The 19,959-nt window shown below is 62.7% G+C and carries 16 protein-coding genes, 2 pseudogenes and 1 riboswitch; of the genes and pseudogenes, 11 read left to right on the top strand and 7 right to left on the bottom strand.

Translation table 11 applies throughout. The features are described 5' to 3' along the window. Nucleotides 1-152 precede the first annotated feature (152 nt). The gene (locus A0O30_RS22900) at nt 153-1,061 is read left to right on the top strand and encodes an SMP-30/gluconolactonase/LRE family protein (protein ID WP_232888505.1); all 909 of its coding nucleotides are present in this window, start codon (nt 153-155) and stop codon (nt 1,059-1,061) included. On the opposite strand, the gene A0O30_RS22905 is transcribed toward A0O30_RS22900, so the two are convergent. The 4 genes and pseudogenes from A0O30_RS22905 to A0O30_RS22920 form a co-directional block, all read right to left on the bottom strand. After that, nucleotides 1,051-2,049 carry a site-specific integrase gene (locus A0O30_RS22905; protein WP_105948147.1) on the bottom strand — a complete coding sequence of 333 codons (999 nt, stop codon included), beginning with the start codon at nt 2,047-2,049 and terminating at the stop codon, nt 1,051-1,053. The two genes, A0O30_RS22900 and A0O30_RS22905, sit on opposite strands and share 11 nt — an antisense overlap. 9 nt (nt 2,050-2,058) lie before the next feature. Continuing rightward, nucleotides 2,059-3,603: pseudogene (locus tag A0O30_RS22910) on the bottom strand (putative bifunctional diguanylate cyclase/phosphodiesterase); the annotation flags it as partial. Nucleotides 3,604-3,828: 225 nt separating this feature from the next. Further along, nucleotides 3,829-4,812 (bottom strand): SCO family protein, encoded by a 984-nt coding sequence (locus A0O30_RS22915; RefSeq protein WP_105948209.1) that lies wholly within the window; start codon nt 4,810-4,812, stop codon nt 3,829-3,831. Between the two features lie 54 nt (nt 4,813-4,866). Continuing rightward, a complete protein-coding gene (locus A0O30_RS22920; protein WP_105948149.1) occupies nt 4,867-8,262 on the bottom strand; it encodes an Ig-like domain-containing protein in 3,396 nt (1,131 codons plus the stop codon). 250 nt (nt 8,263-8,512) lie between these two features. Continuing rightward, a riboswitch (TPP riboswitch) is annotated at nt 8,513-8,627 on the top strand. Nucleotides 8,628-8,705: 78 nt separating this feature from the next. Between A0O30_RS22920 and A0O30_RS22930 the strand changes: the two genes are divergently transcribed. The 4 genes from A0O30_RS22930 to A0O30_RS22945 all read left to right on the top strand — a co-directional run bounded on the left by A0O30_RS22930 (nt 8,706) and on the right by A0O30_RS22945 (nt 12,570). Further along, nucleotides 8,706-9,353 (top strand): TenA family protein, encoded by a 648-nt coding sequence (locus A0O30_RS22930; protein WP_105948150.1) that lies wholly within the window; start codon nt 8,706-8,708, stop codon nt 9,351-9,353. A 2-nt stretch (nt 9,354-9,355) separates the two neighbouring features. Next, the gene (tenA, locus tag A0O30_RS22935) at nt 9,356-10,012 is read left to right on the top strand and encodes a thiaminase II (protein WP_105948151.1); all 657 of its coding nucleotides are present in this window, start codon (nt 9,356-9,358) and stop codon (nt 10,010-10,012) included. Nucleotides 10,013-10,100: 88 nt separating this feature from the next. Then, entirely contained in the window at nt 10,101-11,342 is a 1,242-nt protein-coding gene (gene codA / locus A0O30_RS22940) for a cytosine deaminase (RefSeq protein WP_105948152.1), read from the top strand. A 241-nt stretch (nt 11,343-11,583) separates the two neighbouring features. Further along, on the top strand, nt 11,584-12,570 hold the full coding sequence (locus A0O30_RS22945) for a DNA-binding protein (RefSeq protein WP_105948153.1): 987 nt from the start codon (nt 11,584-11,586) through the stop codon (nt 12,568-12,570). An 8-nt stretch (nt 12,571-12,578) separates the two neighbouring features. On the opposite strand, the gene A0O30_RS22950 is transcribed toward A0O30_RS22945, so the two are convergent. Together A0O30_RS22950 and A0O30_RS22955 are read right to left on the bottom strand one after the other, a co-directional pair. Then, on the bottom strand, nt 12,579-13,088 hold the full coding sequence (locus A0O30_RS22950) for a GNAT family N-acetyltransferase (RefSeq protein ID WP_105948154.1): 510 nt from the start codon (nt 13,086-13,088) through the stop codon (nt 12,579-12,581). Between the two features lie 14 nt (nt 13,089-13,102). Further along, complete coding sequence (locus A0O30_RS22955) at nt 13,103-13,819, bottom strand: MgtC/SapB family protein (RefSeq protein ID WP_105948155.1); 717 nt, start codon at nt 13,817-13,819, stop codon at nt 13,103-13,105. A 398-nt stretch (nt 13,820-14,217) separates the two neighbouring features. Here A0O30_RS22955 and A0O30_RS22965 point away from each other — a divergent pair, with 398 nt between their 5' ends. Further along, entirely contained in the window at nt 14,218-14,685 is a 468-nt protein-coding gene (locus A0O30_RS22965) for a sterol desaturase family protein (protein WP_105948157.1), read from the top strand. A gap of 15 nt (nt 14,686-14,700) precedes the next feature. Here A0O30_RS22965 and A0O30_RS22970 read toward each other — a convergent pair whose 3' ends face one another. Further along, complete coding sequence (locus tag A0O30_RS22970) at nt 14,701-15,594, bottom strand: bile acid:sodium symporter family protein (RefSeq protein WP_060499397.1); 894 nt, start codon at nt 15,592-15,594, stop codon at nt 14,701-14,703. A 184-nt stretch (nt 15,595-15,778) separates the two neighbouring features. Between A0O30_RS22970 and A0O30_RS22975 the strand changes: the two genes are divergently transcribed. The 5 genes and pseudogenes from A0O30_RS22975 (at nt 15,779) to A0O30_RS22995 (ending at nt 19,959) form a co-directional block, all read left to right on the top strand. Beyond that, nucleotides 15,779-16,642, top strand: a complete 864-nt coding sequence (locus A0O30_RS22975; protein WP_105948158.1) for a Dyp-type peroxidase — start codon at nt 15,779-15,781, stop codon at nt 16,640-16,642. Nucleotides 16,643-16,730: 88 nt separating this feature from the next. Continuing rightward, on the top strand, nt 16,731-17,639 hold the full coding sequence (locus tag A0O30_RS22980; RefSeq protein WP_105948159.1) for an aldo/keto reductase: 909 nt from the start codon (nt 16,731-16,733) through the stop codon (nt 17,637-17,639). 4 nt (nt 17,640-17,643) lie between these two features. Further along, nucleotides 17,644-18,924, top strand: a complete 1,281-nt coding sequence (locus A0O30_RS22985; RefSeq protein ID WP_105948160.1) for an NTP/NDP exchange transporter — start codon at nt 17,644-17,646, stop codon at nt 18,922-18,924. 204 nt (nt 18,925-19,128) lie between these two features. Beyond that, nucleotides 19,129-19,254 (top strand): annotated as a pseudogene (locus tag A0O30_RS22990) (general stress protein); the annotation flags it as partial. 117 nt (nt 19,255-19,371) lie between these two features. Next, the gene (locus tag A0O30_RS22995) at nt 19,372-19,959 is read left to right on the top strand and encodes a nucleosidase (RefSeq protein ID WP_105948162.1); all 588 of its coding nucleotides are present in this window, start codon (nt 19,372-19,374) and stop codon (nt 19,957-19,959) included.

Consider the following 19,959-nt stretch of genomic DNA (forward strand, 5'->3'; position numbering starts at 1 on the left):
GTTGCATGCTTTTAATATTAAGTCATTGAATTTTTTGTTGTTATCGTAAAAAGGAGAATCGAAGGTAGCCAGAAATGCCCGTTACAGAGCCTTTCCACAACGAAGTTGCGGCCGTCACCGATGCCGCACAGGGCCTGGGCTTGGCCTATGGCATGGGGCAGGCCGGAAGATCGCCCCGCATCAAGGAATGCAGCTGCGTGCCAGTCAAGGTCGCCAATACCCGCGCCGACCTGGGCGAAAGCCTGGTCTGGGATGAGCGTAACGGCGCGTTGTACTTCATCGATATTTCTGGCGGGCGCATCAACTGCCTGACGCCAGACGGCGAAGTCGAGAACCTTTACGCATCAGCCGCGCGCATTGGCGCCCTTGCGCTGACCGACCGGGGCAACCTGATTTTCACCGAAGATGCCAGCGTGGCCATCTTCGATGTGCCGGCGCGCAAGGTATGCCAGCATTCGGCATCGGTCCATCCGCGCTCCACCTACCGCTTCAACGACGGCGCCTGTGACCCGCAAGGGCGCTTCGTTACCGGATTGATGGACGATGCCCTTAGCGGCAATACCGGGGCGCTGTTCCGTTTTGACGGGCAGTTGAGCGACGAGGTCATCCACGATGACATGGCCTTGCCCACCGGGGTTGCCTGGTCGCAAGACGGCCAGACGGTGTACTTCGTCGATTCGGCGGCGCGCGCCATCTACCGTGCCGAGTACCTCATGGAGGGCCGGCTGGGCACTGTTACGCTGTTTGCCGAAACCCCTGCCGAACTGGGGCGGCCAGATGGCCTGGCGCTGGACCGCGAAGGCGGGCTGTGGGTGTGCCAGTACCATGGCAGCTGCCTGCTGCGCTACGACCGCCACGGCCACCTGACCGATCAGGTACTGATGCCGGTACCGTGCCCCACCAGCTGCTGCTTTGGCGGGCCCGGCATGAATACCTTGTTCATCAGCACCGCACGTTTCGACATGAGCCCTGAAGACCTGCTCCATTACCCGGATGCCGGCGACCTGTATGCCATTCACCCGACAATTGGCGGTGTCGCCCGGCACAGCTTCAAGGAATAAGCGCTTGGGCCTGGCTGGCCGGCAACACGGCCAGTTCGCCAAAACGCTGCGCCGAGTCGATGTAGCGCAGCGCCGACTTGGCGTCTTTCCATCCCACGTAGCTCATCAGTGATTTCAGTTCCCAGCCATTGGCTGTGGCCCAGGTGGCAAAGCCACGCCGTAGCGAGTGGCCGGTATACAGCGCCGCCGGTACCCCGGCACGTTCCAGCATGCGCCGCAACAGGCCGACCAGGCTGTTACTGTTGAGCGCGCTTTCACCGAGGTTGCCCCAGCGGTCAAGCTTGCGAAACACCGGCCCATGGGCAATGCCGGCAACTTCCAGCCATTGCAGGTAGGCCGTTACCGGACACAGGGCCTTGAGGGCAGGGGTGCGGTGCTGCACGCCCAAGGCTTCGCGGTCACCCTTGCTGCGCGGCAGGAACAGCGTGATGCCGACACCGGCTTCGGCCTGGATATGTTCGATGCGCAAGCGTGCCAGTTCATCACCGCGAAAACCTCGCCAGAAGCCCAGCAACAGCAACGCAGTGTCGCGGCGTGCCCGGCGCAGGGCGGCCAGGTCGTGGTGTTCGCGGGCCTGGCGAGCCTCCTCTTCAAAACACGCCACGGCGGTTTGCAGGTGTTGCAGCAACAGTGGGGCCGCCTGCCTGGGCGGCGTCGGGTGCAGGGTGCGGATGCCGCGTAGAACCTGACGTACCAGCGGTGCCTTGGTCGGGTCGGGGAAACCTTGGGCGACATGCCATTGACTGAGCGCGGCCAGGCGCTGACGCAGGGTACTGACGGCGTGGTGTTCGGCATGTTCGACCAGGTAGCGGGCGATGCTCTCGGCGGTGGCCGGGAGAAAGCCGCCCCAGTGGCTTTCGAAGTGCTCGATGGCGGCCTGGTAGCTGCGCCGGGTGTTGTCACGGGTGGCGGCGCGAAGGTAGCGCTCGATATCGGTCATGGTGCGGCTGTCGGTGGGTGATGGGCACACGATAAACCGAAATCCCATGACAAGCACCTAATGCGGCGTCGGGGCAACGCCATCCTGCAGGGCCGGCACCAGCCCCATGGTATCGTGCGAGGCCTCGATGCCGTTGAAGTGCGGGTAGTCGCGCAACTGCGCCGGCGACAGCGGCCGGCTGAAGTGATAGCCCTGGGCAATATCGCAACCCGCCAGTTTCAGGCACACCACCTGCTCACGGGTTTCCACACCTTCGGCCACCACTTCCAGGCCCAGCCGTTTGGCCAGGATGATGGTGGAGGACACGATCGGGCTGTCGTCATGGCTGTTGGACAAGGGGGCGATCAGCGAGCGGTCGATTTTCAGCTTGCTTAGCGGCAACGAATGCAGGTGGGCGAAGCCGGCGTAGCCGCGGCCGAAATCGTCCAGGCTGATGCCCAGGCCCGCGCTGCGCAGGGTGTGCAGGTGCGCCACAGCGGTACTTTCCGGGTCGAGGATGGTGGTTTCAGTGATTTCCAGCTCCAGCCGCTGCGGCGCAATTGCATACTGTTGCAGTTCGTTCAGCAACCGCGTAGCGAAGTCGTCCTGGCGCAGTTGCAGGGCGGAGACATTGACCGCCAGCCGCGTCTCTCGGCCCTGGGCGTCCCACCCCGATAATGCCTCGCAGGCCAGGCGCAACACCTCCCAACCCAGCTCGACAATGAAGCCACTGCGTTCGGCCAGGTCGATGAAGCGGTCCGGGTACAGCAGGCCGAATTCAGGGTGATCCCAGCGTACCAGTGCTTCGTAGCCCAGCACTTGCTGGGTGTCGAGGCGAATCTGTGGCTGGTAGTGCAGCACGAACTGGCGCTCGGCCAGGGCACTGCCGAACGCCTGTTCGAGGGTGAAGGCCTGAATGTCGGCCAGGTTCAGTGAGGGGTCGAAGAAGCGATATTGCGCGCGCCCGGCCTGTTTGGCCGAATACATCGCCGCGTCGGCACTGCGGATCAGGCTGTCGATGTCCTGGCCGTCGCGGGGGCAGATGCTTACGCCCACGCTGGGGCTGGTGTTGACCTCCTGGCTATCCAGGGCATAGGTGGCCGACAACCGCTGGACCAGTTCGCGAACCCAGGTATTGATCTGTTCCTCGCTGCGTTCGCCTGCCAGCAGCACCACGAATTCGTCGCCGCCAAAGCGCGAAGCCTCGTCGCCGGGGTCCAGAAGGCGCTGGATGCGTCCGGCCACAGCCTGCAGCAGCAGGTCGCCGATCTTGTGCCCGAGCGAGTCGTTGATCGACTTGAAGCGGTCCATGTCGATGAACAGTATCGCCATCAGCCGGCGCTTGCCCCGTTGCCGGGTAAGCGCCTGGCCCGCCACCTCGACGAACTGGCGACGGTTGTGCAACCCGCTGAGGTGGTCGGTGGCGGCGGCGTGGCTGCTGCGCCGGTGTTCGTCCTCAAGGCGCCCGATCAGTTGCTGGTTGACCTGTTGAGCCTGCTCCAGTGCGTTGAAGGCCTCCTGGTGCTTGCGCAGCAGGCGCAAGGTGCACAGCAAACTGCCGAGGATCAGCAGGGTCATGCTCAGGTTCAGCCAGAACTGCCGGGAATAGGGCAATGCCGAGGGTGTAGACAGGCCAAGGCCGCACGCCGGGTGGGCGGCGGTTACGGAGAGGATGTGCAGCCCCCAAAGAAAGGCCAGGGTGGCTGCACACAGCATCAGGATCAGCAGCCGCAGGAGGCTGGTGGATGAAAGCGAACGGCGAATCACTGCTGATAGTTCCCGACCCTGGGTGATGCTCGAAAAATACGACAATAAGATGACAGGCTGATGACTGATAGCTAATTGCCTTTAAGGGTTTCCCGTATCCGCCAAGGGCGCCTGCAGGCGTGCGGTTTCCTCTTCGATGTAGCTCATCAAGGCGCTGACTTCGGCATCACCCAGGCGCATGTTGGGCATCGCCAGGCGGTTGTACTGCTCGTACAGCAGCATGGCCAGGGGGTCTTTCTCTGCCAGCATGCGGTCGGGTTCTTTCAACCAGCGGGTCAGCCAGTTGGCATCACGCTGGCGGGTCACGCCCAGCAGGTCGGGACCTATACCGGGTTGCCCCGGCTCGGTATTGCCCAGCGTGTGGCAGGATGAGCAACGGGTGCGGAAGATCTGCTCGCCACTGCTTGGCGGGCGTACTTCCGGGGCTTGGGCGTAGTCATTGTTCAGGGCGCTGGCCTGTTTCCAGTTGTGCAGGCTGTTGCCCAGGCGATCGGCGAGGATATACGGGCTTTCGAAGGGTGAAGCCTTCATCCAACGGCCGGTGGCCTGGTTGCCGATGATCAGGCTCAGGTTGTGGTCCTTGGAACGGCCGTTTTCCAGGCCGTCAATCCACAGCCCCAGGCTACGGCGCAACCGTTCGATGTCGTCAGGTTCACCGGTGAGCAGCGTCCAGCCGGGGCCGATACCGAACTTTTCAGCGTAACGTTTGAGGGTGGCGGGCGTGTCGTTGTAAGGGTCGATGCTGATGGAGTACAGGAAAATGTCCTTGCCGACCCGGTCGCCAAGAATCTTCTGCACCTGGCGCAAGCGTGCGGTCTCTACCGGGCAGGAATCGGAACAGCCGGTGAAGATGAAGTTGATGGCGACAACCTTGTCTTTGATCAGGTCGTCGAAGAAATGCACTTGCTCGCCGTCCTGGGTGAGCAGGGGGATGTTGGGGAAGTAGTCGGCCCCCCAAGGGCTTTCAGCTTCTTTGGCCACCGGTTGTTGCGGCTGCAACGGCCAGAACGGGATGCTGGCGGCGAACAGCGCGAGCACCAGCAGGAAACGCCATGAGCCGGACATGATGCGGTCCTCATCGGTTGGCAGTGGGGCCGCATGGCGGCCCCTGCCTTGCACTCACTGATACTTGACAGGCGCCGTCACGGTCTGCCCCAGCGCCGACTTCACGGTAACCGTCGCCGGTGTGGCCGGGCCGAAGCCGGTAGTGGTCACCGACACGCGCCAGCGCGCGCCGGTGGTCGTGACGGTCAGCGTGGCGTTACCCAGGCTTACCGGGCCACCCGTGGTCGCCGCAGTCACGCTGATGCTGTTGCCCGTGGCCACTGTGGTAGTCCCTTGCACATCCCAGGTGAAGCGGTTGCCGCTGCGCACCTGCACCGTGGCACTGGTGACCTGGATCTGGTCGACCGCTGCCGCCTGGCTCACCGCGATGCTGACCGTGGCCGGGTTCACCGACTCGGCCCCTTTGGCATCCCGCGCCGTGTAGTTGAAGCTGGCGGTGAACGGCGTGGCGACCGTGGCCGGCGGGGTGTAGGTCACCGTGGTGCCATTGGTGCTGACGCTACCCTGGCCAGAATCTGGCTGGCTGAGGCCGACGACAGTCAATGGCAGGTTACCTTCCGGGTCGGTGTCGTTGGCCAGCACGTTCAGGGTGATCGGTTTGCCCGCAGTGGTTGCCGCACTGTCGTTGGCCGCGACCGGTGGCTTGTTGGCAGCATCATCGTTGTCGTCCTTGCCTTTGGTGCGGAAGGTCGGCAGGCCCACCGACGCCATGTATTGCACGCCATCCCAACCTGGCAGCGGGGTCGGCATTACCTGGAACTGCCCTGGGTGTTCAATGTCCCAGCGCAGCAGCATCGAAGAGTCTTCGTGCTGGGTGTTGTGGCAGTGCTCCATGTAGGTACCGGCGAACTCGCGGAAGCGAATAGCCATTTCCACTTCTTCCGACGAATCGGCATCCGGCCCGATGCGGTAGACGTCCTTGCGTGCCCATTTCTCCCATTCGGGCGGCGCCTTGCCGTCGCGGCTAAGAATCACACCTTCCTCGAAGTGCACATGCACCGGATGGCTCCAGCCATTGCCGCCGTTGACGATCTTCCACACTTCCAGGGTGCCGTCGCCGCTGAAGCCGCCATCGGTGGACTGTTGGGCCAGTTGTGGCGCAGCACTGATGCGCCGTGGGTCCATGCTGTAGCCGAAGCCGCCATCGGTCTTGATGGTCCAGGGGGTGGTGTCGGTGCCGTCGGAGCGACCAAAGATGAACTCGCGGTGGCGGGCATCCTTGATCCTGGCCTGGTCGGCGGCCGAGTTGCGGTCAATGGGCAGCGGCAGCATCTTGAGGCCTGCGGCCTTGCCTGGTTTGGCCGGTTCGTAGGCAACCGGGTCCATGCTCACGTCCTGGCCGCTGTAGGGCTGCACGATCAACTGCAGGAACTTGCCGACCAGCGGGTCGCCGTTATCCCACTGCGGGCCTTTGCTGGTCTGCTTGATGACGGCCTTGTATTTCTCCGACAGCACGTCGGCCAGCGAAATGGCACCTTCCGGGCCCTTGCCGGTGCGGTGTTCCTCGATGTTGACGAAGTACAGCTTGTCGCCCACCTTGATGCCGTTTTTAGCGAAGTTGATGATGATGTCGTAGCGCTCGGCGATACCTTGCAGCGGCAGGATACCGTTGTTGTCCTGCAGGTTGCCGTCACCGTTGAGGTCCATGGTGCCGTCGAATGGCACGGCATGCTCCATGATGTTGCCGTCGTTGGCGATCATGTGGAACGGCACCCGCGCATACGACACGTTGGAGCCGGCTGGCCCCTTGAATTCGCCGCTGGTCCCGGCAATTTCACGCACGACGGCGAATTTGAAGTAGCGGGATACCGAGCCATTGAGCAGACGGAAGCGGTAACTGCGCGCGCGCACCTTGAGCTTGGGCTGGTACTGCCAGTTGACCAGCATCTGGTCGCCAAGGAAGCCATCGGTGTTGAACGGGTTGAACCACAGCTGGCCGTTGGCATCCCAGGCCTTGTCGGCCATCACCAGGTTGACGTCGTAGTCGCGGTTGCCCCAAGGCATGCCCGAACCGCTGGGGAAGCGCAGGTTCACGCCATCCTGCAGGGCCTCGTTGCCGCGGTCCAGGGCGCTGTAGTAGTTCATCATCACGGCGTTGCCCTTGTAGACGTTCTGCGCCGTGAAATCCATCATGTGGTCGTGGAACCAGTGGGTACTCATGGTTTCGCGCCAGTCGCCACGGATCTTGATGCTGCCGTTCTGACAGGTTTTCAGCCCTGGCGAGCCGTCATTGACGAACAGGGTTTCACCCGGTGAGCAAGGGAACGCGGCACGCGGGTCTTGTGCGCGGGTGTTGATGGTGTCGTAGCCGGCCAGCTGCACCGGCCAACGGTAGTCATAGTACTGGCCGGGGAAGAAGTAGGCGTTGGCAAAGCCGTCGCTTTCGGCCGGGGAGTGGCCGTTGTGCTCGTGGGTCGAGATGGTGTGCAAGCCAAAACCGCCGTTGGCCGAAGGGTCGATCGGCAGGGCGTTGTAATGACGCATCAGCACCGGCTGGCCATAGCGCACCATCAGCAACTTGACAGGGAAGGTGCCATCGAACGTCCACAGCGACTTGTGGTTCTGCAGCGGCATGTTCGGGTGGAAGCGGGTGTCGATGCCCTTGGTGGTGCCCAGCGTGGTCGGGATGTCGGAGGTCTGGTAGTACAGCCCGCCCGGGGCAAATTCACCGACCGCATAGTTGTGCAGTTGCTTGCGGTCGCGCAGGCCCTGGTTGATGCGCGCACCGGCTTGCGCGGTCTTGAACGCAGTCTGCGGGTAAAACTCGTTCCAGCGCTGGTGTGACCAGCCTTTTCCTGGTGGACGGCCTTCGGCTGGGGAGCCAACGGGCTGGCGGTTGAGGAACATTTCGATCTGCGCCTTCCACGGGTTGCGGTCCAGCACATTGGAAAACTGGGTCGGGAACGGGTACAGGCCCGGCTGCTTGAGGAAGGCCTCCAGGGCTGTGCCACTGGGACCACTGCGCGCCACTACGTTAGGGTCCTGCGCGGGTGCAGCGCCCAAGGTGGGGACCGGGAAGGTCAGGCTGGGCGGCGGCAGGGTGGGGTCGAGTTTTTCTGTGCCGAATTCTTCGAACAGCAGCAATTGCTGGGTAAACGGCTGCGCACCGAACAACGGGCTGGGTTTGCCGTTGGTGGGGTACCTGTCCGAGGTTTGCAGGGCTGGCGGTAGCACGTTGTCGGTGCGCACCGTGTTGCGGTCGCCATACACACCATTGGTCAGCTCCAGCGAGCCCCGGTTGGCTTCTGGCAAGGTCTCCAGGTTTAGCAGGGCCGGGGTCGGGTCGGCCGGCTGGTCGGTGTAGGCGGAAGGGTCGGTTGGCGGCGGCGGGCTGTTATCGTCGAGGGGGGCCGCTGTAACCGTGATCAGCCCGAGGCTGAGCATCAGCGCGGTGACGGTGGACAGCTGGAATGCATGCCTAGCAGGGTGGATCACGGCAGGTGTTTTCATTGCCTTATGCCTCGCTCGCGGCTGTATGGCGTACTGCCTTCAATGGCGTTTTGCCCGGTATATGGCCTTGAGCAACCGCTGTGCCAACTGAAAATTCAGTAATGCTTTGTTAAACAATTCCTTGTAGTACCTGATGTGCGCTAAATAACGGGGCGTCAAAAATGGGGATGTTCCCCCAGTAGCGGGCCCCCATTACCCACACATTGGGTGCAGTGGGTAGTGACAGCACCCGCGCCCTGGGGTATACCTGAACGCCACCAAGGGGAGCCCGGCAACGGGCTGAGAAACCGCTGAACGTTGCAGCGCGGTGACCCTTCGAACCTGATCCGGATCATGCCGGCGAAGGGATGGGATTCGTAACCTGCCTTTTTGCCGGCCTCACTGCGAGGCCCGTCCATGCTCACCGCCAAGGTCTCGCTGTCACCCCCATCAAGGACAGCAACATGACCGAACGTTTCAGCCAGTCCCTGCGCCGCCAAAGCGAGCCGACCTGGTCGGCGGCCGTTGGCCACCGTTTCGTGACCCAATTGTGCGACGGCAGCCTGCCGGCCCCGATCATGGTCGACTACCTGGTGCAGGACCACCGTTTCCTCGACAGCTTCCTGACCTTGCTGGGCGCGGCCATCGCCACCGCCGACACGTTCGAGGCCCGCCTGCGCTTCGGCCGTTTCGCCGGGATGATCTCCAGTGACGAGAACACCTACTTCCTGCGCGCCTTCGAGGCCCTGGATGTAAGCCCGGCGCAGCGCACTGAACCGGCCGACACTGCGCCAACCGCAGGTTTCAAGGCGATCATGCGCGAAGCGGCAGCCACCCGCTCCTATGCGGCGGCGCTGGCGGTGCTCAACGTTGCCGAAGGCCTGTACCTGGACTGGGCACTGAAGGCGCCGAAACCGATGCCGGACAACTTCGTCCATGCCGAGTGGATCACCCTTCACGACAACCCGGACTTCCAGGCTTTCGTTGCCTTCCTGCAAGCCGAGCTGGACTGCGTCGGCCCGCAAGAAGCCGCACTGGCCAGTGACTTCTACCAACGCACCGTCGAGCTGGAGCTGGCCTTCTTCGATGCCGTTTACCCGGAGGGCAAGTGAGCATGGACATCTTCGAGCGCCTCAAGGCTGCCGCGACCCAACAGTGGAACCGCTACGTCGACCATGACTTTGTGCGGCAGATGGGCGAGGGCACGTTGAGTGAGGACGCGTTCCGGACTTACCTGGTGCAGGATTACCTGTTCCTTATCCAGTTCGCCCGTGCCTGGGCGCTGGCCGCCTATAAAAGCCGCCGCCCGGCGGACATACGCGCCGCGCAGGCCGGGCTGGCAGCGATCCTGGATGAAACCGAACTGCATCTGCGCCTGTGCGCACGCTGGGGGCTGACCCAGGCCGATATCGAGGCGGCGCCAGAGCACCAGGCTACCGTGGCCTATACCCGCTACGTGCTGGACTGTGGCGCCGCCGGTGACCTGCTGGAGCTGCATGTGGCGTTGGCACCTTGCGTGATCGGCTATGCCGAGATCGGCCGTACCCTGGCCGAGCGGATTGGCGACTTGAGCAACCACCCGTACCGCGAGTGGATTGGCGAGTACGCCGGCGAGGGCTACCAAGGGGTGGCGGCGGCGGCGCGCAAGCACCTGGATGAACTGGCAGCGCGGAGCATGACCGAACAGCGCTTCGCAGACCTGGTGGGGATTTTCGGGCAGGCGTCCAGCCTGGAGGCTGATTTCTGGCAGATGGGGCTGGACAGCCAGTAAATCGATACCTGCGCCAGGCACTGGCGGATACCCTTGGGCTCGACCACTATGCAGGTAGCGGCGATAAGCGAGCCCAAGGAGTAACAGCATGAACATTATCAATGCACGCTTGCGCGGCAAGCCCGGTTTGTTTCGCATCGAACTGAGCGGCGAGCGCATTGCCGCCATCGTGCCCCAGGTCGAGGTAGTGGCACCCGTAGCTACCGATGACCTTGATGCCGGGCAAAACCTGGTGGTGGCACCCTTTGTGGAACCGCACATTCATCTGGATGCCGCCCTGACCGCCGGTGAGCCGAAGTGGAACATGAGCGGCACATTGTTCGAAGGCATCGAGCGCTGGGCCGAGCGTAAGGAAATCACCACCCACGACGACATCAAGGTCCGCGCGAAAAAAACCATCGGCATGCTGGTGGACCACGGAATCCAGCATGTACGGACCCATGTCGATGTCACCGACCCGAGCCTTACCGCGCTCAAGGCCATGGTCGAGGTGCGTGACGACGTGCGCGAGCTGATCGACTTGCAGATCGTCGCCTTCCCTCAGGAGGGTATCGAGTCGTATGCCAATGGGCGGGCGCTGATGACCGAAGCCGTGGCCATCGGTGCCGATGTGGTGGGCGGCATTCCGCATTTCGAGAACACCCGCGACCAGGGCGTGTCGTCGGTGAAGTTCCTGATGGACCTGGCCGAACGTACCGGCTGCCTGGTGGACGTACATTGCGACGAGACCGACGACCCGCAGTCGCGCTTCCTTGAAGTGCTGGCCGAAGAAGCCAGGGTGCGCGGTATGGGCGCCCGGGTAACCGCCAGCCATACCGTGGCCATGGGTTCGTATGACAATGCCTACTGCTACAAGCTGTTCCGCCTGCTGAAACTGTCGGGCATCAACTTCGTGTCGTGCCCGACCGAGAGCATTCACCTGCAAGGGCGCTTCGACAACTACCCGAAACGCCGCGGCGTCACCCGCGTGGCCGAGATCGACCGCGCCGGCATGAACGTGTGCTTTGGCCAGGACTCCATCGTCGACCCTTGGTACCCGCTGGGTAATGGCAACATCCTGCGCATTCTCGAAGCCGGGCTGCATATCTGCCACATGCTCGGCTACGAAGACCTGCAGCGCTGCCTGGACCTGATCACCGACAACAGCGCCCGCACGCTGAACCTGGGGGAGCGCTACGGCATCGAGGTGGGGCGGCCGGCCAACCTGTTACTGCTGTCGGCGCCTGACGATTACGAGATGGTGCGTAGCCAAGGGCACGCGCTGGTGTCGGTGCGAAACGGCAAGGTGTTGATGCGTCGCACGCCCGCGCAGGTTGAGCGCATGCACTGATACACCCGCTACTTACACCCGCCACTTTGAAGCCCGTAACGCCCCGCCGGCCTTGAGCCGGACGGGGCGTTTTGCTGTTTGCCGTACGGCCAAACCACGCTTCGAGCGGATTTTTGTCGATCACATGCGATAAGCCGTGATTATTCTTCCTTAGGAAACGTTTGCAGGTGAGCGTTGTTATCGCCATAATCAGTACGTAATTACATGTTACATAACACAGTACAAAATCGTAGGAGCACGCATGGCCCGGGGCGGTATCAACAAGGTGGTGGTTCAGCAGGCACGTCAGGCGTTGATTGCCCGCGGCGAGAACCCCAGCATCGATGCCATACGTATCGAGCTGGGCAATACCGGCTCGAAAACCACGATTCACCGCTACCTGAAGGAATTGAACGGCCAGCAACCCGTGGCCTCCGAAGGCGGCGCAGCGCTGAGCGATGTGCTAAGCCGCCTGGTCGGGCAATTGGCCACGCAGCTACAAGATGAGGCCGACCTGAAGATCGAACAGGCCGAAAGCACCTTCACCCAACAGCGAGAGCAGCTTGAGGCTCAGCTGGAAATCGTCCGCCAGGCCCTGGCGACAGCGCATCAGCAGCATCAGATCGATGCAGCGGCTTTGGCCGACGAAACGGAAAAGCGCTTGACCACACAAAGCACGCTGCAAGCCGAACAGCTGCGCAGCGCCAGCCTCAACCAGTCACTGGGTGAATTGCAGGTGCGCCTTGCCGATAAGGACGAACAGGTGAAGTCACTGGAGGACAAACACCGCCATGCCCGCGACGCCCTGGAGCATTACCGCAATGCCAGCCGCGAACAGCGCGAGCAGGAACAGCGCCGTCATGAAGCACAACTGCAGCAGATGCAGGTGGAAGTACGCCAACTGCAGCAGGGCATGATCGTCAAGCAGGACGAGCTGACCCGCTTGCACCGCGATAATGAGCGTTTGCTGGGTGAGCACCGCCAGGCCGCCAGCGAGTGCCGGGCGCAGGACGAGTTGCTGGAGCAACGCGATGCGCAGATCCAGGGCTTGCGGACGATCCTGGCCCAGGCACAAGGTGCCAGTGAAGAAATGCGCCGTCAGCTGGATGTGCAAGCGCAGCATCTGGAAACCAGGCGCGACGTGTGCGCGGAACAGGCGCGGCAGTTGCTGCGGTATGAAGAGCAGCTAAAAGAACGCGATGCGGCGTTGGCGCAATGCAGGGCACAGCTGCCTGCACATGCAGAGTGACGGGCTGTCTAACGACCGACGTAACGGCGCATTGCACAACGCTCAGTGAGGCCGTGTGCACGTTCATTGGCCAGGATTTCCCGTAACTGCGGGCTCAGCAGCCGCTCATCGAGCACCTCGAACCCGAACCGTGCATAGAAGGGCGCATTCCAGGGCACCTTGGCAAAGGTGGTCAACGTGAGCTCGCGCAGGCCTGCGTCACGCGCGGCATCAGCCACTTGCTGCAGCAAACGCCGCCCCACGCCTTGCCCTTGAAGCTCCTGGCGCACCGATATTTCATAAAGGTGCAGAGCCTGCCCTTCACGGCGGGCACAAGCAAAACCGGCAAGGCACCCATTATCGTCCTCGGCCACCCAGCTACCGCCCGCGTCTACGAAAGCCCTGTGCGCAACGCAATCCATCACATCACCTTGCGCCAGCCAGGCCAGCGTCGGCCAGCCGGCAAACGCCTGGGCCGCCGAACGCTCCACGTCCGGCAGGTGTTGAATATCGCGCTCAAGGGTAGGGCGGATACGCATGAATCACTCCTGTTTCAGTAATCCGCCGCCAGTGCCTGCGGCTGTAATTGCCAGCGCACCGAGCTTACACCTTTCTCCAGGCTCACCCGGCTGACCAGCCGCTCCAGTTGCGCGGGTGCCTGCGCGGTGCCCAACAGCTCGGCGCGTACTTCCAGGCGCGCCGGGCTGTCCAGGTCCTGGCTTTGCAGTGACTGCAGCCGCAGCTGCGGATCGCCCAGACTATGCAGCATCAGGCTGCGCACCTGGATTTCGTCCTCGGCGCGGCAGATGATTCGCACTTCGAAGTGCTGCTCCACCTCGCTGGCCGGCACCACGTCCTGACGGTCCAGGCGCTGGGCGATATCACGCAGCAGGATATTGGCACATAGCACCACCAGGCTACCCAATGCCGCCTCCAACAGCAGCCCAAGGCTGCACAGCACACCCACTGCCGCCGTGCACCACAAGGTGGCTGCAGTGTTCAGGCCTCGTACGTTGAAGCCGTCACGCATGATCACACCACCCCCGAGAAAGCCGATGCCCGATACCACATAGGCGGCGATGCGCGATGCATCGGCAGGTGCCATGCCTGGCACCGCCTGGGTCATCAGCACGAACAGGCAGGCACCGGTGCTGACCAGCGCATTGGTGCGCAGCCCGGTCAGGCGTTGGCGCAATTGCCGTTCGGCACCGATCAACGCCCCCAACAGCAAGGCAATGCTGACGCGCAGCAGAAATACTTTCCAATCCATAGCAAACCTCTTCCGCAGGCATACGCCCGCATGAACGCCATCAGTTGGCGCGGTTGAAAAACCAGAACAATGCGCAGGACCACGAGGAAGGGAGGAAAAGCGGGGGTTACAGGAAACCACCGTCTTGCCAGGGCGGCCAGACAGTGCAGGACACTGCCGGGCTAGTACGCCACGCGGGCCTGTCGCAAGCGACTGGGGCTACTGTCCAAGGCAGGTCTCCTGTTGAGGAAGGCAAAATTGCGTCGCGGACCATACGCCCCGGGGCAGAGCAGGTCAAGGGCGAAAAACATGACAAGGGCTTCATCCTTGAATGGCCTGCAGCCGGTCACGCCCACATGGAAAAAAACCTGGGCAGCCGTTACCCTTGCGCCTCTCTTTGCCATCACCCGGACCGTTCCATGCTGTTCAATCTCGCCGTACTGTTCGGCACCCTGGTGGCCATGGAGGGCGTTGGCACGCTGGCTCACAAGTACATCATGCATGGCTGGGGCTGGTGGCTGCACCGTTCGCACCATGAGCCTCAGTTGGGCATGCTCGAAACCAATGACCTGTACCTCGTGGCCCTGGGCCTGATCGCCACGGCACTGGTAGCGCTGGGCAAAAGCGGTTATGCACCCTTGCAGTGGGTGGGCGGTGGGGTTGCAGGGTACGGGGTGCTGTACGTGGTGGCCCATGACGGTTTTTTTCACCGGCACTGGCCGCGCAAGCCTCGGCCGGTCAACCGCTACCTCAAACGCTTGCACCGGGCGCATCGGTTGCACCATGCGGTGAAGGGGCGCACGGGAAGTGTCTCGTTCGGCTTCTTCTATGCGCCCCCATTGAAGGTGTTGAAGCAGCAGCTGCGCAGCAAGCGCAGCCAGCAGTAACTACCTGAACGGGCCTCAATTCACCGTTTCGCCTTCGGGTTGAGCCGCCACATGCCCACGGCTCACCCACCAGCCAAACCCCGCTGCCGTAAAGAACATGATCAGGCTATACAGCGCCGCCGGTACCGCCATGGTCGCGTTGTTCAGCAGCGAAGGGCTCAACGCCAAGGCAATGGCCAAGGTCCCGTTATGGATGCCGATTTCCATGCCAATGGCAATTGCCTGGCGTTTGGGAATATTCAACAGGCGTGGCACCCAGTAGCCCACTGCCAGGCTCAACAGGTTGAACAGCAGCGCCGCCAGGCCCACCACCGGCGCATACTCGACCACGGTCTGCCAGTCCTTGGCCAGGGCCAGGACGATGGTGAAGGCGAGGAACAGCGCGGCCACCAGCTTCATCGGTTTTTCCATGCGCGCGGCGAAAACCGGGGCGAAATGGCGAATCAGCATGCCCAGTGCCACCGGCAGCAGCACAATGGCAAACACCTGCATCACTTTGGCAAACTGCAGCGGAATGGCTTGATCCGAAGCCATGAACCAGCTCAACGACAGGTTCACGAGCAATGGCATGGTCAGGATTGCGATCAGCGAATTGACCGCCGTGAGGGTGATGTTCAGCGCCACATCGCCATGGGCAAGGTGGCTGAACAGGTTGGCCGTGGTGCCGCCTGGCGAGGCTGCCAACAGCATCAGCCCTACTGCAAGGGCCGACTCCAGGCCAAAACCGTTGGCGATCAGGAAGCACACCAGCGGCAGCAGCAGGATCTGGCAGGCCAGGCCCACCATCACCGGTTTGGGGTACTTCACGACGCGTGCGAAGTCCGCCAGGGTCAACGACAACCCAAGGCCGAGCATGATGATGCCCAAGGCTAGCGGCAGAACGGCGGTGAGCAAGGGCGAGGCTGTCATGGGCGGTCTCTTGGGCGAAGGATCTCGAGGAGTGTAGGCAGGCGCGGATTGATAGCTAATCGCAAAGGGCCAGCTATTGGTAACCATTTGTTACCAAGCGCAGCGGCTGGCCAGGCTGCATGCCGCGTTGCAGTAGGCCTGCAGGCGCAGTAGCATTCCTGTTTTTACCAAGGATTAGCCTGTCATGCCGTTCCAGCAAGGTCTGCTTGCCAACCCTGTGCCGGCCCATGCCCGTCACCTGTTCTTCACCCTGCAGTCGCCCGAAGCGTTGCCTGCTGCGCTCGATGCCTTGCTGCCGCAGGTCGATGGCGAACAGCTGCTGCTTGGTGTCGGCGCCCCGCTGGCCAAGGCCCTGGGCCGCGAAGTGCCGGGCCTGCGCGCCTTCCCGCTGCTGGATGCCGCCGTTGAAAACCCGAGCACTCAGCACGCCCTGTGGCTGTGGTTGCGCGGGAACGAGCGCGGCGACCTGCTGCTGCGCGCCAACGCCCTGGAGCAGGCGCTGGCACCGGCCCTGCGCCTGGCGGAAAGCGTTGATGGCTTCCTGCACCGTGGCGGCCATGACCTGACGGGCTACGAAGACGGCACCGAAAACCCGGTGGACGAAGATGCGGTGCAAGCGGCCATTGCCAGCGATGGTTCCAGCTTTGCCGCGTTCCAGCTGTGGAAGCACGACCTGGACTACTTCAAGTCGCTGCCCCAGGCCGACCAGGACAACATTATCGGCCGTCGCCTGAGCGACAACGAAGAGCTCGACGACGCGCCCGAGTCCGCACACGTCAAGCGCACCGCCCAGGAAAGCTTCGAGCCCGAGGCGTTCATGGTGCGTCGCTCGGTCGCCTGGGCCGACCAGCGCGGTGCCGGCCTGGCCTTTGTCGCCCTGGGCCACAGCTTCGATGCATTCGAGGTACAACTGCGGCGCATGAGCGGCCTGGAGGACGGCATCATCGACGGCCTGTACCGCTTCAGCCGGCCACTGACCGGTGGCTATTATTGGTGCCCGCCGATGGGTGACGCGGGTGTCGACCTGAGCCAGCTGCTGCAGGCCTGATCACTAAACATCCAGATACAGAAACACCCGCTGGCGCGGAGCAGAGCGACTAGCCTTGAAAGTTTCCGATTCATGACGGGAGCTTTCCATGTACGCACGTCGTGATGTCCTACGCGCCAGTGCCGCCTTGAGCTTGCTGGCGGCGGCCCCTTGGCTGCATGCCGCCAGCCCGGCCGGCCTGCTGACCCGTAAAGTGCCGTCCACCGGTGAAGCGTTGCCGGTGATCGGTGCCGGTACCTCGGGCAGCTTCGAAGTGGACGCTGGCTCGGCTCAGTACGAGCAGCTCAAAATCGTGCTCAAGTCCTTTTTCGAAGGCGGTGGCCGGGTGATCGATACGTCGCCCAATTATGGTGGCGCCGACAGCATACTCGGCCAGTTGCTCGAGGAGGGTGGCTGGCACCGGCAGTGCTTCATAGCCACCAAAATCGCGGCCAACAGCCGGGCCGAGGCCGAAGCACAGTGGGCCGGCAGCCTGAAGAGCCTGCGTACCGACAAAGTCGACTTGCTGCAAATTCACAATCTGCGTGAGTGGCAGACCCAGCTGCCCTATGCCCGTGAGTTGAAGCAGCAGGGCAAGACCCGTTACGTCGGCATCACCCATTACCTGAACAGTGGCCAGGACGAAGTCGCCCGCATCGTGCGCAGCGAGCCGCTGGACTTCATCCAGATCAACTACTCGGTCAACGCCCCCGACGCAGCCCGCGAACTGCTGCCGCTTTGCCAGGACAAAGGTATTGCGGTGCTGATCAACCGCGCTTTCGACGATGGCCGCCTGTTTGCCCGGGTCAAGGACCAGGCGTTGCCCGGCTGGGCCGCAGAAGCAGGCATCGGCAGCTGGGCGCAGCTGTTTCTGAAGTTTGCCATCAGCCATCCTGCGGTGACCACGGTCATCCCTGCCACCGGCCGGCCCGAACGCCAGCTCGACCAACTCAAGGCCGGGCATGAACCCCTGCTTAGCCAGGCGCAGCAACAGGCGCTGATCAAGCAGTTTGCCTGACACCATGCAAGCGTGGCGGCGGCTCGATCAAGGGCTGAACATCAAGCCCGGCGAAGGGCCGGCGGTCATCGCCGGCTTGCTGCTGTTCTACCTGCTGTTCACCGGCTACTTCATGCTGCGCCCGGTGCGCGAAACCATGGGTATTGCCGGTGGGGTGGACAACCTGCAGTGGCTGTTCACCGGTACCTTCATCGCCACCCTGGCGTGCCTGCCACTGTTCGGCTGGCTGGCGTCCAGGGTGCAACGCAGGCTCATCCTGCCGTGGACCTATGGCTTCTTTGCCAGCAACCTGCTGCTGTTCGCCGCCCTGTTCGCAATTACCCCTGACGACTTGTGGGCGGCCCGGGGCTTCTACATCTGGCTGTCGGTATTCAACCTGCTGACCATCTCCCTGGCCTGGAGCGTGCTTGCTGATCTGTTTTCCACCGCCCAGGGCAAGCGTTTGTTCGGCCTGTTGGCCGCTGGGGCCAGCCTGGGCGGGCTGAGTGGCCCCCTGCTGGGCACCTTGCTGGTGGCGCCGCTGGGCCATGCCGGGCTGCTGGTGCTGGCGGCAGTATTGTTGCTGGGCAGCAGTGGCGCGGCCCTGTTCCTGCAACGCTGGCGAGCACGCCAACCTCTGCCGGGACACCCCCAACGCTCGGGATCGCGACCTTTGGGCGGCAACCCGTTTGCCGGTGCAACCGCCGTACTGTGCTCGCCGTATCTGCTGGGGATCGCGCTGTTCGTCGTGTTGCTGGCCAGCGTCAGCACCTTCTTGTATTTCGAGCAGGCACGCATCGTCAGCGAAACCTTTGCCGATCGCACCCGGCAAACCCAGGTGTTCGGCCTGATCGACACCGTCGTGCAAGCATTGGCCATCCTTACCCAGGTATTTCTCACGGGCCGCCTGGCGCGTCGGTTGGGCGTCGGGGTGTTGCTGGTAGCGGTGCCGCTGGTGATGGCTGTGGGCTTTGTATGGCTGGCGCTGGCCCCGGTGTTCGCGGCGTTCGTGGTGGTCATGGTGGTGCGCCGAGCTGGCGAATACGCACTGGTGCGGCCTGGGCGGGAGATGCTGTTCACTGTGCTGTCGGCCGAGGACAAGTACAAGGCCAAGAACTTCATCGATACGGTGGTCTACCGGGGTGGCGATGCCTTGAGCGGATGGGTCAAGCGGGCACTGGACGTGATGGGCGAGCACCCGCAACTGGCAATGCTGATAGGCGCATTGATTGCCTTGGGCTGGGCAGTGACCGGCGGCTGGCTTGGCCGCCGACAAGCACGCCTGGATAGCCCGCCGCACGACTGACAGGCGCCCCAAATATGGCGTTGTCGCTTATTTAACGCCACCGGTCCGAACCCTTCGCAATAAACCGAATCCCCCGAGGGGGCCGTACTCACAACCTGTGTACGGCAGCGTGCCGTGCACACCCAAGTCATACGAGGTTTCAAGACCATGGCCAACAAAGAAAACAGCCGTACCGGCAATCAACAAGGCAGCCAGGGTGGTAGCAAGAACCCGGGCAACTTCGCCAACGACCGAGAAAAGGCCTCCGAAGCCGGGCGCAAGGGCGGCCAGTCTTCGGGCAGCAACATGCCCCACGATCGCGAGTCGGGCCGCAAGGGCGGCCGCTCGTAAGTGACCTGATGGCAGTGCCGGGGCAACCTGGCACTGCAACGAACCGGGGGTTTGCAATTAGGCAAGGTTGGCTGACAATGGCGGCGCCCCTTGCAGCCACCCGGAATCATCTGCTCCATGATGCTGATCAAGCAATTCCCTGACATTTCGCTGGATGACACGCTCTTCGTCTTCGCCCTTGAGGCCGAGGCGGGCGATGTATTCACCGAGGTACGCACCGTATTCACGGGTATTGGCAAAGTGAATGCTGCCATCGCCCTGACCAAAGCCATTGCGGCGCAACGCCCAAAGCTGATCGTGAACCTGGGCTCGGCGGGCAGCCAGCGCCATGGCAAGGGCGAGGTGGTGTGCTGTAACCGCTTCGTGCAACGCGACATGGACGTGACCCCGCTGGGCTTTGCCCGTTATGAAACACCGCTGTCGGACATACCGGTGGTTCTGGAGCACGGCACCACAATTCCGGGCCTGGCACTGGAAACCTGTGGTAGCGGTGACAACTTCGAGATCAACCATGGCGATGCGCCTTATGACGTGGTCGACATGGAAGCCTATGTGCTGGCGTTGATCGCGCGCGACGAACGCATTCCGTTTGTGTGCCTGAAGTACATTTCCGACGATGCCGGCAGCGAAGCTGCAGATGACTGGGCGGTGCAGGTGCATCTGGCGGCCGAGGCGTTCAAGCGGGTGCTGTTCAACCAGGGGTGA

The sequence above is a fragment of the Pseudomonas sp. LLC-1 genome (genome assembly GCF_002992185.1).
In the GTDB taxonomy this organism is placed as follows: Bacteria; Pseudomonadota; Gammaproteobacteria; order Pseudomonadales; family Pseudomonadaceae; genus Aquipseudomonas; species Aquipseudomonas monteilii.